The sequence below is a fragment of the Dolosigranulum pigrum ATCC 51524 genome (assembly GCF_000245815.1).
GTDB lineage: Bacteria > Bacillota > Bacilli > Lactobacillales > Carnobacteriaceae_A > Dolosigranulum > Dolosigranulum pigrum.
Window position 1 is genome coordinate 654,363 of record NZ_JH601103.1, and the last position, 14,680, is coordinate 669,042.

16 protein-coding genes and 1 other annotated feature are annotated in these 14,680 nt (G+C 41.4%); all 16 genes read left to right on the forward strand.

Annotation, left to right across the window (positions count from 1 at the left end; translation table 11 throughout):
- Window positions 1–89 precede the first annotated feature (89 nt).
- The 16 genes from HMPREF9703_RS03025 to HMPREF9703_RS03100 all read left to right on the forward strand — a co-directional run bounded on the left by HMPREF9703_RS03025 (window position 90) and on the right by HMPREF9703_RS03100 (window position 14,656).
- On the forward strand, window positions 90–884 hold the full coding sequence (locus HMPREF9703_RS03025; RefSeq protein WP_004635505.1) for a hypothetical protein: 795 nt from the start codon (window positions 90–92) through the stop codon (window positions 882–884).
- Between the two features lie 159 nt (window positions 885–1,043).
- Window positions 1,044–2,171 carry an FAD:protein FMN transferase gene (locus tag HMPREF9703_RS03030; protein WP_004635507.1) on the forward strand — a complete coding sequence of 376 codons (1,128 nt, stop codon included), beginning with the start codon at window positions 1,044–1,046 and terminating at the stop codon, window positions 2,169–2,171.
- Window positions 2,172–2,221: 50 nt separating this feature from the next.
- Window positions 2,222–3,967: a sensor histidine kinase gene (locus HMPREF9703_RS03035; RefSeq protein ID WP_004635510.1), complete on the forward strand. Its 1,746-nt coding sequence runs from the start codon at window positions 2,222–2,224 to the stop codon at window positions 3,965–3,967.
- Between the two features lie 2 nt (window positions 3,968–3,969).
- Window positions 3,970–4,728, forward strand: coding sequence for a LytR/AlgR family response regulator transcription factor (locus HMPREF9703_RS03040; protein WP_004635512.1), 759 nt, complete (start codon window positions 3,970–3,972; stop codon window positions 4,726–4,728).
- Between the two features lie 124 nt (window positions 4,729–4,852).
- Window positions 4,853–6,352 (forward strand): carbon starvation CstA family protein, encoded by a 1,500-nt coding sequence (locus tag HMPREF9703_RS03045; RefSeq protein WP_004635514.1) that lies wholly within the window; start codon window positions 4,853–4,855, stop codon window positions 6,350–6,352.
- Window positions 6,353–6,525: 173 nt separating this feature from the next.
- Window positions 6,526–6,681 (forward strand): 50S ribosomal protein L33, encoded by a 156-nt coding sequence (gene rpmG, locus HMPREF9703_RS03050; protein WP_004635516.1) that lies wholly within the window; start codon window positions 6,526–6,528, stop codon window positions 6,679–6,681.
- Window positions 6,682–6,700: 19 nt separating this feature from the next.
- A complete protein-coding gene (gene secE / locus HMPREF9703_RS03055) occupies window positions 6,701–6,874 on the forward strand; it encodes a preprotein translocase subunit SecE (protein WP_004635517.1) in 174 nt (57 codons plus the stop codon).
- Window positions 6,875–6,976: 102 nt separating this feature from the next.
- Window positions 6,977–7,540 (forward strand): transcription termination/antitermination protein NusG, encoded by a 564-nt coding sequence (gene nusG, locus HMPREF9703_RS03060; protein WP_004635519.1) that lies wholly within the window; start codon window positions 6,977–6,979, stop codon window positions 7,538–7,540.
- Between the two features lie 234 nt (window positions 7,541–7,774).
- Complete coding sequence (rplK, locus tag HMPREF9703_RS03065) at window positions 7,775–8,200, forward strand: 50S ribosomal protein L11 (RefSeq protein WP_004635522.1); 426 nt, start codon at window positions 7,775–7,777, stop codon at window positions 8,198–8,200.
- A 102-nt stretch (window positions 8,201–8,302) separates the two neighbouring features.
- Window positions 8,303–8,998, forward strand: coding sequence for a 50S ribosomal protein L1 (gene rplA, locus HMPREF9703_RS03070; protein WP_004635524.1), 696 nt, complete (start codon window positions 8,303–8,305; stop codon window positions 8,996–8,998).
- Window positions 8,999–9,043: 45 nt separating this feature from the next.
- Window positions 9,044–9,167 (forward strand) — a sequence feature (ribosomal protein L10 leader region).
- A 37-nt stretch (window positions 9,168–9,204) separates the two neighbouring features.
- Complete coding sequence (gene rplJ / locus HMPREF9703_RS03075) at window positions 9,205–9,711, forward strand: 50S ribosomal protein L10 (protein WP_004635525.1); 507 nt, start codon at window positions 9,205–9,207, stop codon at window positions 9,709–9,711.
- 67 nt (window positions 9,712–9,778) lie between these two features.
- Window positions 9,779–10,144: a 50S ribosomal protein L7/L12 gene (gene rplL / locus HMPREF9703_RS03080; protein WP_004635528.1), complete on the forward strand. Its 366-nt coding sequence runs from the start codon at window positions 9,779–9,781 to the stop codon at window positions 10,142–10,144.
- 210 nt (window positions 10,145–10,354) lie between these two features.
- Entirely contained in the window at window positions 10,355–11,542 is a 1,188-nt protein-coding gene (locus tag HMPREF9703_RS03085; protein WP_004635530.1) for an FtsW/RodA/SpoVE family cell cycle protein, read from the forward strand.
- A 24-nt stretch (window positions 11,543–11,566) separates the two neighbouring features.
- On the forward strand, window positions 11,567–12,739 hold the full coding sequence (locus tag HMPREF9703_RS03090; RefSeq protein WP_004635532.1) for an FtsW/RodA/SpoVE family cell cycle protein: 1,173 nt from the start codon (window positions 11,567–11,569) through the stop codon (window positions 12,737–12,739).
- A gap of 1 nt (window position 12,740) precedes the next feature.
- Window positions 12,741–13,217, forward strand: coding sequence for an LURP-one-related/scramblase family protein (locus HMPREF9703_RS03095; protein ID WP_004635534.1), 477 nt, complete (start codon window positions 12,741–12,743; stop codon window positions 13,215–13,217).
- A gap of 143 nt (window positions 13,218–13,360) precedes the next feature.
- The gene (locus tag HMPREF9703_RS03100) at window positions 13,361–14,656 is read left to right on the forward strand and encodes a uracil-xanthine permease family protein (protein WP_004635536.1); all 1,296 of its coding nucleotides are present in this window, start codon (window positions 13,361–13,363) and stop codon (window positions 14,654–14,656) included.
- Window positions 14,657–14,680: the final 24 nt, after the last annotated feature.

A 14,680-nucleotide genomic window follows, 5' to 3' on the forward strand; every position in this document is an offset into this window, starting at 1 on the left:
ATATCGTATACTTGAGGTAAAGAATGGAACCGGTTAGGGTAGGTTTTGTGGAATGTTTGTCGAGGTTTCGTTAGAGAAGGAGTGGTGTGGTGGATAAGATAATGAAGAGTGTGCGTTGGAGTCTGTTGCTGATTCTGAGTATTATGATGTTAGCGGCTTGTGCGCCAGCGAGTTTACGTACGGATGTGAAGGAACGCTTAGAGGCGTATAATCAGGGGCAAGATGGTCAACAATTGATTGATGAGATCATGGAAGAGCAAAAATACTTGGTTGATGAAGGAAAAGTGGGATCAGATACACCGACAGAAGAGATTATTGCGATATATTACACGGATCATACGCGTCTAAGTGAGGAGTTACTGGATCTACTGGAGAAGGAACAAGAGCGTTTATCAGAGCGCTTAGAGGAACTGGGGCTGAAGAAGGATACTAAGCAACGTATTGTGACAGTAAAGGTGGATAAGCATGAGGATGCTCTGTCTGATTATATTAGACGTCATGTGAGTGAGGAGTTTATTGAGCAATACGAGCTTGAGCGACCGGAGACAATGATGGTCAATTATGTGACACGGCAATCGCTTTTGACTGATACATATAACGTCACGTACAATCCAACTAAAGAAGAGGCTATCTACAATGCTATCTGGGGCGAGCGTTATGACGGGCTAGATTTTCAGTATCCTAAGGGTCGTCTGAAGAAAGAAAAAATCGATCAAATTATAGAAGTAGAGTTAACGGCAGAAGAGCGGTCTTTCCTGCAAGAAGAAGCTGAAGCGCGGAATATGGGTGTGGCCGATCTGTTGAAAGAAAAGGCCATCGAAAAACTTCATGAAAGTCCACTTGATGCGTTCATCAATCAAAATAATGGTGGCAAAAGCGAATAAGATTAAGATGAAAGTGAGCCAGCGATAATTCTGATGCAGAGTTGTCAACTGGCTCATTGCTTTGTTATGAAGGAATGGAGCTCCTAGTCAGTTGTGGACAGACGGGCAACTTTTCGCTATACTAAGGAGAGATTAACCGTGGGAAAGGATAGATAAGCTGTGAAGAGACGATCGACTAGTTTGATAATCATGATAATGTGTACCTTGATGCTAGCTGCTTGTGCTGGAGAATCTGTGGAGGATGCTAATGAGGGAGCTGATTCAGCCCAAGTAGAAGAGAAAAGGCAGTTAGTTGATGAGCCCTTTGTTCGAGAAGAATTCTTGTTGGGCACGTTGGTGACTCTTACTGTCTATGATGAAGGGGGCGAAGAAGCGTTAGACAAGGCCTTCGAACGTGTAGAATCATTAGACAATACGTTTTCCATGCGTTATGAGGGATCAGAAGTCTATGAGATTAATGAGAAAGCCGGTATTGAACCAGTTCAAGTATCGGATGAAGTGTTTCATGTAATCGAGCGAGCGGTCCAGTTCGCAGAAGATTCGAATGGGCGCTTCGATCCAACAATTGGGGCTTTGACTGGCTTGTGGGGAATTGGCGAGACGATCGCAAGTGATGATCCTGAATTGGAAGGTGCGAGTGTCCCAACTCCTGAAAAGATTAAGGAAAAAGTAGACTTGGTTGATTACCACAAAATCACCTTAGATTCGGGAGAAAAGACGGTCTATCTGGAAGAAAAAGGGATGAAGTTGGATCTTGGCGCGATCGCAAAAGGGTATATTACCGATCAAGCTGCGGCTTCATTAAAAGAACAGGGCGTAACGACGGCAATTGCTGATTTAGGAGGCGATATTTTCCTAGTGGGGTCAAGTGCGCGTGGAGTGGATGATCCATGGAAAATTGGCATTCAGAATCCATTTGCTAACCGTGGAGAGATTATCGGAGCTTACAATACACAAAATAAAGCAGTTGTGACGTCTGGGATTTATGAACGGTTTATTGAAGAAGATGGGAAACAATATCATCATATCTTGAGCCCGGAAGATGGTTATCCGATTGATAATGAACTAGCAGGACTCAGTGTAATTGCGAATACAGCGATGGAAGCTGATGCTTTAGCGACTGTAATCTTCTCAATGGGGCTAGAAGAAGGCCTCAATTATGTTGATACATTGGATGATGTGGTGGCGATCGCTATTACGAAAGATAAAAAGATTTATATTTCAGATGGAAAACATCCAGAGTTTAAAGTGACCGATTCCGACTTTGAGTTAATTGAACGAGAGTAAGCAAAAGAGGTAGCTCGTATTCAGAGAGGCAGGCTAGATGGGAGGCAGTAATGTTACAATTATTTCTACACATGATTGAGCGCTTAGGGATGATTATTTTGATTGCGTACTTGTTAGTACAGACGCGGTTATTTAAGCATATTTTAGCTAAGCGCGATCAATGGTCTGTGAAGGTACAGCTAATTCTTATCTTCAGTGTGTTTGCGTTGTTGTCAAACTTGAATGGGGTTGAAGTAAGCAGTGGGGAGATTGTTGTGGGCAACCTTCTGACTAGTTTGTCGCCAGGCTCCTCACTAGCAAATACCCGCGCACTGACCATTGGGATTTCTGGTTTAATTGGTGGGCCGGTTGTTGGGGTCAGTGTCGGGCTTATTTCGAGTTTGTTCCGCTTCATTCAGGGAGGGTTGGATCCGATCGTTTATGTGATCTCATCCGTCTTGATTGGGGGTGTGTCGGGCGGTATTGGCTATGTGTTGGCTAAGGAAGGAAAGTTGCCGAGTGTAGCGATGGGGTCACTGCTAGGAGCACTTTTCGAAAGTATTCAGATGGTCATTATTTTGGCGTTCAGTCATAATTTTTGGGATGCTTGGGAGTTGGTGCAGTTTATTTTTTGGCCGATGATGTTGATTAATAGTTTAGGGATGGCGATATTTTTGTCGTTCATTCAGTCGACGCGGATGAAGGAAGTGCAAGATCGAGCAGTTCAGACGCATGATGTGTTGCGGCTAGCTAATGCGACCTTGCCTTATTTCCGTCAAGGGTTGAAAACTACGCCTTGTATGCAAGCAGCGCAAGAAATTCTGAACTATATTCAAGTATCAGCGGTCAGTATTACTGATACGAAGGAAGTTATTGCTCATGTGGGTGCGGGGAGTGATCATCATAAGCCGGGACGTCAAATTTTGACCGAAATGTCAACGGGTGTGCTGGAGACCAGACAAGTAAAAATTGCTCGAGATCAGGAAGAGATTGGCTGTCCCCATCATCATTGTCCCTTAGAAGCAGCCATCGTCGTACCCCTGATGACACGTAAAGGGATTGTGGGGACGTTGAAGCTGTACTTTACGGATGCACAAGATCTGACCTATATTGAGAAGAACTTAGCAGAAGGGTTGGGGAATATTTTCTCGACGCAGATTGAGTTAGGTAATAGTGAGACAGAAGCACGCTTGCTACAAGATGCCGAAATTAAGTCGCTCCAAGCCCAAATTAATCCCCATTTTTTATTCAATGCGATGAATACTATCTCAGCTATGATTCGAATTGATAGTGAAAAAGCCCGCGAATTATTGTTGAAGCTAAGTGGATACTTCCGGGCAAATATTGCTGGAGCGCGTTCAAATTTGATTAGCTTGGATCAAGAATTGAGTCATGTGAACGCTTATACGACTCTGGAGACAACGCGATTTCCTGATCGGTATACGATTAATATTACGGTGGGATCGGGTTTGGATGATTTGTTGGTGCCACCGTTTATTATCCAAGTGTTGGTGGAGAATGCCTTCAAGCATGCTTTCGCTGAGCGCAAAACAGAAAATATTATTGATATTAGTGTTCAGGCAGCAGATGATCAAGCTACTATTAGAGTGCGAGATAATGGAATCGGAATTAATAGTGAGAAGCTGGACCAGGTGGGAAAAGAAGCGGTCTATTCCGATAGTGGCACGGGATCAGCTCTGATGAATTTGAACAAACGATTAGTTCACTTGTTCGGTAAGGAGGCGCGATTGCGGTTTTCGGTCGAGCAAGGGACAACAATTTATTGTCGTATTCCGATGAAGAAGAGAGGAGATTAACGGTGAGATTATTAATTGTGGATGATGAGCCACTTGCACGTCATGAGTTACGTTATTTGTTAGAAGGGTTCGAGCAGGTGGAGCAGGTATTGGAAGCAGATGACGGGGCGAGTACACTGGCTATTGTACAAGATGAAGCGATAGATGGTGTGTTCTTGGATATTCATCTGACCGCTGAATCGGGCCTGGATGTAGCGAAGAAAATCAACCAGTTAGATCAGCCGCCGATGATTATCTTCGCAACGGCGTACGATGAATATGCGCTAAAAGCGTTCGAGCGGAATGCCCGAGATTATATTATGAAACCCTTCGATCAAGCGCGAGTGAAGCAAGCTGTCATGAAGTTACATAAGGCATTAGAACAGCAAACAGTGTCGGATTCAGCATCGGAACCAGCCACTCTGCAACAGAAGCCAACAGAGCTCCCACTCGAATCGGCAGCCATTCCGATTTATTCGGATGATCGCTTCCAGTTGGTAAAGCCACGCGATATTATGGCAATCGAAGTTCAACAAGGATCAATTATATTGTACTTAACGAATAAAGTCTTAACGACACAAGGCACACTGAAAGAATGGGAAGAAAAATTATCGAATGATCCCTTTCTTCGGGTGCACCGGTCGTATATGATTCATATCGATCACATTAAAGAAATCCAGCCGTGGTTCAATAATACGTACCAAGTTATTATGAGTGATGAGCTCAAAATTCCCGTTAGCCGAACGTATCTGAAAACGTTTAAACAAGTTATTGGGCTTTAGTGATGTAACTCACAGAGGCTATGATGTGACTTAGCAACGAAAACGTGCAACTTAGCGAGAATTCCCCATAAATAAGTGATTGTGAGCTATAATAGGTTTAACAACTTAGAGGGGGACGATTAATATGACAACGTTTTTAGGAGGTATTGCCTTACTTATTATTGGGTACTTTACTTACGGGAAATTTATTGAGAAGAATTTCCAAGTTGAGCCAGACCGTAAGACACCTGCAGAGGTATTGCGAGATGGGTTTGACTTTGTACCGATGAAGAAGCAGACAAATGCGATTATTGAATTATTGAATATTGCGGGAACGGGACCTATTTTTGGGCCGATTATGGGAGCTCTATATGGACCGGTCGCGTACTTATGGATTGTCTTTGGATGTATCTTCGCCGGTGCGGTACATGATTACATGACAGGAATGATTTCTCTACGTAATAATGGGGCGCAATTGCCTGAATTAGCTGAGAAATATTTAGGAAAATCTGTGAAGCATGTGGTGAATGTCTTTGCGATGTTATTGTTGATTTTGGTCGCAACTGTATTCGTCTTGACGCCAGCCACTTTAATTGCCGATGTGACACCGGCTTGGATGACACCGACGTTAGCGATTGGCTTAATTTTTGTCTACTACTTAATTTCAACGGTTTTACCAATCGATAAGGCAATGGGTAAGGTATATCCAATCTTTGGTGGAATTTTGATCATTTCAACCTTTGCAATTGGTGCAATGTTAATTTACGGTGGCGTGACAGGAGCGCATGTTTTACCGAACTTGACAGCTAGTACATTAGGTAACTTCCACCCAGAAGGAACACCAATTTTTCCTATTATCTTCTTCACCATTAGCTGTGGAGCGATGAGTGGATTCCATGCGACACAAGCGCCAATGGTTTCACGAACAATGACGAACGAATCAGAAGGACGCTACACATTCTATGGTATGATGATCGCAGAAGGTGTCATCGCGATGATCTGGGCTGGAGCAACCATGACTTTATTCGATGGCCAGACGGTTTCCCAAATGATTGCAGAAGGAACACCATCTGTTGTCGTTAATAATGTATCAACCTTACTACTGGGGAATGTACTCGGTATGATTGCTATTCTTGGAGTAATTGTTTTGCCGGTTTCATCAGGGTTATCTGGCTTCCGTAGTTTACGTACAATCTTGGCAGACTACTTGAGTATTCCACAAGATTCATTGAAAAAAGTCTTAGCAGTAACGATTCCGTTGTTTGTTGTATCATTCTTCTTAACAATGGTTGACTTCCAATTAATTTGGCGCTACTTCAACTGGGCTAACCAAGTGACAGCCGTGATTGCATTATTCGTGGCAACACGCTACTTGTACTTGAAAGGCCGCAACTGGTTAGTGACCTTCGTACCAGGCTCATTGATGTTGTATGCTGTATTCGTCTACATCTTAACGCAACCAATTGGATTTAATATGGCACTTGATGTGACAGCATACATTCTTGCAGCTATCTTGACAGTGGGACTTATTGCACTATTCTGGTACTCAGGTTCAAAACAGAAGGACAGTTTATCACCACAAAGTCCATTACTCAATGATCACTTGCCGATTGAAGAAGTTAGACGTCTACAATCACAATCATAATCAACTCTAAGTCAATAGAACTGAATCATCATAGCTTGCTCTACTGTTCTAGCGGTGGGGCAAGTTTTTTTTTACGAAAGGATAGTCAAATTGTCGGAGCAGATTTGACGAATAACAAATTGTATGCTATAGTTTAATCGCTAGTTGCTGTGTATTCGGAGGGGATGAATCGCATGAAAAAGAAAACAAAAGTTGGATTAGCGTGTACAGATTGTGGCTCACGCAATTATTCAAAAAATAAAAGTGCCAAATTGCAAACAAAACGTTTAGAAATTAAAAAGTATTGTAGTCGTTGCGACGAACATACTATTCATAAAGAAACACGGTAGAAGAGAGGAGCCCATTAAAGTGAAACTATTTAATTTTTTCGGTGAAGTAAAAGAAGAAATGCAAAAAACAACTTGGCCGAGTGGAAAAGAATTGCGAAAAGATTCAGCCACTATTTTTGGCGTCATTATCTTCTTCTCGATATTTTTCTACGTATCAGATATTGTTTTGAACTTTTTGTTGAATTTGATCTAAAATCAGTGTAGAATATAAGAAAAGCGGAATAATAATTAGTTAAGGAACTTTGCTCACAGTGGCAAGGTTTTTTGATTGCAATTCTTTAGGGGGAATCAAGTAATGTCAAGAGAAATTGAAACAGCAGAAGAGTGGTACGTGCTCCATACATACTCAGGTTATGAGAACAAGGTAAAAGAGAACTTGGAATCTCGAACGGAAAGTATGGGAATGGAAGATAATATTTTAGAGATCTTAGTTCCTGAGATGGAATCTTATCAGAAAGATGCTGAAGGTGAGTTAGAACGTGTGAAGGAAAAAACGTTCCCAGGTTATGTGCTTGTCAAGATGATTATGTCTGATGAAGCGTGGTATGTTGTTCGTAATACGCCGAACGTAACAGGTTTTGTTGGCTCACATGGAGCAGGAAGTAAGCCATCACCATTATTCCCAGAAGAAGTAGATTCTGTCTTGCGCAGTATGGGGCTGAACCCACGCAAAGTTCAGATCGACTTGGAGCTTGGCCAGACCGTCCGCATTATTTCGGGAACATTCTCGGGTATGGAAGGAATCGTCGAGGAGATCGAATCCGATAAAGGCAAGGTAAAAGTAGCTGTCGAAATGTTCGGTCGTGAAACCACAACTGAGATTGACTATGACCAAATTGCTGAATTAAATAACTATTAAGCATTTAGAAAATAGTTCTGCAATAGAGCAATCGAGTGGGCACATCTGTGTAAATAACATGTCCAGAGAGAAATAAGTTTCTAAGGTTATATTTGACAAAGATTAGGATATAGGGTAAAATGTCAAAGTGCGCTTGTTTTGGTTCAGCCAGGCAAGTGTGCTGGAATAAGAAGTGGGAGAAGAAATCTAAATCTTCACTGAACCACTCACGGACACAACAAGGAGGTATGTCACGTGGCGAAAAAAGTTATTGATGTCGTAAAATTACAAATCCCTGCAGGTAAAGCAAGCCCTGCGCCACCCGTTGGACCAGCTCTAGGTCAAGCCGGTGTTAACATTATGGGATTCACTAAAGAATTTAACGCGCGAACAGCAGACCAAGCAGGAATGATTATTCCGGTTGTTATTACGGTTTATGAAGATCGCTCGTTCACATTCATTACTAAGACTCCACCAGCAGCAAACTTATTGAAGAAAGCAGCCGGTATTGAGTCTGGTTCTGGTGAACCTAACAAGAAAAAAGTTGCTAATGTTACAAGTGATCAAGTGAGAGAAATTGCAGAAACAAAAATGCCTGACTTGAACGCAGCAGACATTGAAGCAGCAATGCGTATCGTAGAAGGTACAGCACGTAGCATGGGAATCACAGTCGACAAATAATTATTGTTGACACATACAAGTCGGTTTCTCGTGCTGATTTAACGAAGAGTTAAATTTAGTGGGAGGTTAACCCGTTATTACCACAAAAGGAGGACAAATTTAATGGCTAAAGGAAGTAAAAAATATTTAGCGGCACTTGAGCAAGTTAACCGCGATAAAGAATATGACTTAAAAGAAGCAATCGAATTAGTAAAAGAGATTGACTTTGCTAATTTCGATGCAAGTATTGAAGTAGCTTACAAGCTAGGTGTTGATCCAAAACAAGCGGACCAACAACTTCGTGGTGCAACTGTCTTGCCTCACGGAACAGGTAAAACACAATCTGTTGTTGTCTTTGCAAAAGGACAAGCAGCAAAAGATGCGGAAGAAGCAGGTGCTGATTTCGTTGGAGACTCAGACTTAGTCGAAAAAGTACAAGGTGGCTGGTTAGACTTCGATATCGTTGTTGCTGCACCTGATATGATGGCTGAAGTTGGTAAATTGGGTCGAGTTTTAGGACCAAAAGGCTTAATGCCAAACCCTAAAACTGGTACTGTAACACCTGACGTGAAAAAAGCTGTTGAAGACATCAAGGCTGGTCAAGTAACTTACCGTCTCGACCGTCAAGCGAACGTTCACGTGCCAATTGGTAAAGTTTCATTCTCAACAGAACAATTAGCTGAGAACTTAGTAGCAATTCACGACATTATTGTCAAAAACCGTCCAGCGTCAATTTCTCGTCTTGCCTACATTAAAAACATGGCAATTGCGAGCACATTCGGCCCTGGTGTAAAAATTGATAAAGAGTCAGTATTATAAAAAAGTATTGATTTAATGTAGCAGTCTTGCTATAATGCATTAGGTTAATAAAATATGATTCAACCGAAGACAGTATGTGGCGCAAGCCTTAATCTCATACCGAGGTGACGTGTAAACACTACACTTCCTCTATGTCTTTAGGTGGACATGGAGGTTTTTTTGAACAAAAAACTTCCAACAATCCAAGTAAAGGGAGGTGGACATGTATGCCAAAAGAACAAGTACTCAATGAGAAAAAACAGTTAGTCACTGAACTAGCTGAAAAATTCCAAGCGTCTAAATCAACTATTATCTTTAACTACCGTGGATTAACTGTTCAGGAAGTTACTGACTTGCGTGCGCAATTGCGTGAATCAAACGTTGAAATGAAAGTTGTGAAGAACACATTGCTTCGTTTTGCTGCTGAAGAAGCAGGTTATGAAGGAATGGAAGACATTTTCAAGGGACCTACGGCAATCGCGTTCAGTAATGAAGAAGTGGTTGCACCAGCTAAGATTATTTCAGAATTCGCTAAAGAAGCGGAAGTTGTTGAAATTAAAGGTGGTGTCATTGAAGGAAAAGTAGCAAGCCTTGAATTAATTAGCAAGATTGCGAAATTACCAAGTCGCGAAGGTCTATTATCTATGCTTCTTTCAGTGCTTCAAGCACCTATTCGAAACACTGCACTTGCAGTCAAAGCAGTGGCAGAGAAGAAAGAAGAAGAAGCTGCCTAATATTTTATTGGCAAGCTTCAGTAACACATTAACTATATAATTATAAAAAAATGGAGGAAAAATAATTATGGCACTAGATATCCAAAAAATTATTGAAGATTTAAAAGAATCTACTGTTGTTGAACTAAACGAATTAGTTACAGCAATCGAAGAGGAGTTTGGCGTTGAAGCAGCAGCACCAGTTGCAGCAGCAGCGGCAGCAGACGGTGGCGCTGCAGAACAAACAGAATTTACTGTTGAATTGGTAACTGCTGGTTCTGCTAAGATTAAAGTTATTAAAGCTGTTCGTGAATTAACTGGCTTAGGCTTGAAAGAAGCTAAAGGTCTTGTTGATAACGCACCTTCACCAATTAAAGAAGGCGTTGAAAAAGCTGAAGCTGAAGAAATTAAAGAAAAAATCGAAGAAGCTGGAGGAGAAGTTGAAATTAAATAATTTCAATCTTTCTGACAGATGGGCGCCTGTCGCGAGAGCGGTAGGCGTTTTTTCGAGCGTTTATGTTAATTCAGTCGGATTTACGGGATGGTTACTAGTAATTCATGAAAAAACTTTGAAATTTTCATTTTATCCTTTCTGATTAGAGTCAATTGACTTATACTTAGATAGAGTGTGTAGGAGTGAGAGTGATTAGGTGAGGAGTTATGAATGATGGAACAACAATCCCCGCAACGTATTGATTATGGCATTATTTTCCCAGTGTTGACGTTATGTATTATTGGTATTGTATTTTTGTATTCGACGACGGTGGTGATTCAAGGTGAATCGATGGCTATGACCTTGCGACAGTTGATTTGGTACGGGGTTGGGATTAGTTTGGCTGCCTTGATGTTGTTATTCGACTCCAAGCTACTGTGGCGGATGACGCCGTATGTCTATTGGGGCTCAATTGCGTTATTGATAGGAGCCATTTTTATTTATGATCGTGATTTGGCAGCGGTGGCAGGAGCGCGGCGCTGGGTGACGATTCCTGGGATTAATATGACGTTTCAAGTCACTGAGTTTGTTAAGATTCCGTTTATTTTGCAATTATCCCGTATCGTGACGAAACATAATAATGACTTTTCGAAGCGTAATAATTTAAGTGATTTTAGACTGTTGGGTAAGATTGCGCTATACACAGTTATTCCACTCTTATTAATCCTGAATCAACCAGATTTAGGAACAGCACTGGTTTTTGTAGCGGTGGCGGTAAGTATTACCTTAATGTCAGGAATTCGTTGGCGTATTTTAGTGCCGTTATTTGGGGTAACTCTATTAGTGGCTGTTTTATTCGTCATTATGGTGATGTATAATCGTGATTTTCTCCAAAATGTACTTGGCTTTCATGAATACCAGTTCCGTCGTATCGATACGTGGTTGAATCCTACCTTGGATACGAGCTCAAGTAGTTACCAAATTACCCAAACGTTCAAGGCAATTGGCTCGGGTGGTTTATTCGGAAAAGGGTTCGGAGTATCTGAAGTGTATGTACCAGTCCGTGAGTCTGATATGATTATGTCAACAATTGCAGAGAACTTCGGCTTTGTAGGCGCATCAGCTGTCATTTTTACGTATTTCTTATTAGTATACAATATGATTAAAGTGGTCTACGATACGCGTAATGAGTTTTATGCGTACATCGCAACAGGTGTCATTACGATGATTGTGTTCCATGTGTTCGAGAACATCGGGATGAATATCGGTCTCTTGCCATTAACGGGGATTCCTTTGCCGTTTATTTCTCAAGGTGGATCTGCCTTGATCGGAAACATGATGGGAGTTGGCTTGTTGATGTCGATGCGATTTAATCATCAGTCATATTTCTATTCGGGATCCTTGCGCGGTCGACGCTAATGGTTATTCAGAAAGGAGCATCCTATGATCCGACAAAAATTAGCTTACTTAGATAAGTGGCTATTAGTACCGTATATTATATTATTAACATTAAGTATTATTATGGTTTATAGTGCGAGTAGTTATATGGCCGTAGCTAACGAGGGAAATCCATACGATTTTTTAAGAAAACAAGTGTTATTTGTTATTTTGGGCATTATCTTAATGTTTATTAGTGCGATGATGAATACGAAGTACTGGCAAGATATGCGTCTGATTAAGATAGCAGCTGGTGTAATATTTATTCTACTAGTGGTTGTATTCTTTATGGCACCGATCAATGGCGCGCGACGATGGATTCCTTTAGGGTTTATGAACTTGCAGCCAGCTGAATTAGCAAAGTTGTTCACAGTATGGTATTTTTCTTATATATTATCCCAAAAAGAGCATAAGACATCTGAATTTAAGGAATTTGCACAGTCAATGATTGCACCAACTGCTCTGTTAGTGGTGATGGCATTTATTATTTGGTTACAGCCAGATACAGGAACGCCTATTACTATTGCGATTGTCTCTTATACAATGGTCGTGATGAGTGGTATTCCGCTGAAAAAGGGCTTCATTATGGGAGCGATTGGTACCGGCTTAATTTTATCGGCATATAATATTTTATACTTCTTCGGACACTATATTCCGGGGTTCAGTGGTAGTTACGGGCACGGTCGTTTTTTAGCGGTTCGTTATCCATTCAAGTTGATGCAGTCAGAAGGGTTACAGTTAGTTAACTCTTATCAAGCGTTAGCCAATGGTGGGTTAACGGGTGTAGGCATTAGTGCAAGTATTCAAAAGACAGGCTACTTACCTGAAGCACATACTGATTTTATTCTCTCGATTATCGGGGAAGAATTAGGATTGGTGACGATTATTGGGATTATCTTATGCATGATGGTAATTATTAGTCGGATTTATATTATTGGTATTCGTAGTCATGAATCGTTTTATTATTTTATGTGTATGGGTATTGGTATGCTGTTCTTTATTCAAGTATGCCTGAACTTAGGCGCTGTGAGTGGGGTACTTCCCATCACTGGTGTGCCATTTCCTTTCTTAAGTTATGGGGGGTCTAGTTTATTGATGTCTTCATTATCGATTGGAATGGTCTTGAATATTCGCATTCGTTACCGGTTGTCTCAACATAGTCAGGAAGGAGCTGCTTAAGATGATATACCATATTAAACAAAAAATGCTCTCGTTTAAAGACGAGTTTACGATTTATAATGCTCAAGGGCAAGAGCTGTTTTACGTTGAGGAGAAGTTGTTGAGTTTTGGGAAGAAGTTCTTCATGCGTGATCGCGAAGGTAGAGAGGTCTTGTCGATTGAAGAGAAGGTGTTGTCATTGTTGGCGACATATGAGGTGTATATTGGCGGTCAATTGGCAGCTACGGTGAAGAAGGATGTATCCTTCTTTCGACCGAAGTATACGATTCAAGGCTTGGATTGGGAAATTCAAGGAGACTTCTTGGCACATGATTACCGCATTACCGAGGATGGGCGGACGATTGCTAATGTATCGAAGGCCTACTTATCTTGGAGCGATACGTATCAGATTGATATTGTTGATGAGGATTATGCTGATGTTCTCTTGGGTATCGTTATTGTCATTGATGCGGTGCTTGCTTCAGAACAGAAGGAATAATTAATTTTGGGGTGCGGGCTAAGGCTTGCATTTCCACAGAAAAATTGATAAGATAATCAAGGCGCAAATGGGGAACTTACAGTATAGATGGTAGAGTTTCCCTCTTTTTGTGCGCAGAATATGAGTAGAAAAGGATGAGGAAAATGGCAATGGGAACGAAGGGATTAATATTAGATACACACGAGAAGCCGTCAACGGGTGAAGGGTTATTATTAAGTATTCAACATATATTTGCCATGTTTGGAGCAACGATATTGGTGCCACTTTTGTTAGGGATGCCAGTATCTGTTGCTCTTTTTGCTAGCGGAATTGGGACATTAATTTATCACTTTATTACACAATCGAAGGTGCCGGTTTATCTAGGATCTTCATTTGCCTATATTGGTGCGATGCAAATTGCGATTGAACAAATGGGAGGCGATATAAGTGCTGCCCAGACAGGAATTGTACTGACAGGACTGGGATATGTTTTGTTAGCGACGGTGATTAAATTCTTTGGGAGTGACTGGTTGGATAAGTTATTACCATCAATCGTGATTGGACCGATGATTATGGTGATTGGACTGGGTTTGTCCAGCACAGCAATTAAGAGTGCGGGCTTAATTGATGATGGCAACTGGCGCAATATGGTTGTTGCCTTGGTAACATTTTTGGTGACAGCCTTCGTGAATACAAAGGCCAAAGGGTTTCTAAAAATTATTCCTTTCTTAGTTGGAGTGGTTGCTGGATATGTAACAGCTGTTATGTTTGGACTGGTTGATTTTACTCCAGTGATGGAAGCAAGTTGGTTTACTATTCCAGAATTTTACTTCCCATTTAGCACAGGGGGCGTTTTTTCGGAGTTTGAATTATACTTCGGGCCTGAGACGTGGGCAATAACCCCGCTCTTATTGGTAACTGCTGCTGAACATATTGGGGATCACGCTGTCTTAGGACAAATCTGTCAACGTAATTTCTTAAAAAATCCCGGCCTGATGCGAACGTTGATGGGAGATGGGGTTGCGACGACGCTTTCGGCCTTATTCGGTGGGCCAGCGAATACAACTTACGGAGAAAATACGGGTGTAATCGGGATGACACGGATTGCTTCGGTATCAGTTGTACGGAATGCAGCGATTTTGTCTGTTTTCATTGCCTTCTTAGGAAAGTTTACTGCTTTAATTTCAACTATTCCTGAACCTGTTCTTGGTGGGATGTCTATTCTTCTATACGGTGTCATTGCCAGCAACGGACTGAAAGTGATGATTGAAGATCGCGTTGACTTCACGCAGTCGCGTAATCTTATTATTGCCAGTTCTATGCTAGTTGTCGGAATCGGTGGCGCTGTCTTAGATCTAGGATTTGTCACGTTTTCCGGGACTGCTTTAAGTGCCATTGTAGGGATTGTGATGAACCAGATCTTACCGCAAGAGAGTGAGTATAGTGGAGACTTAACATAAGTGAGAAAAATTTAGTATCATAGT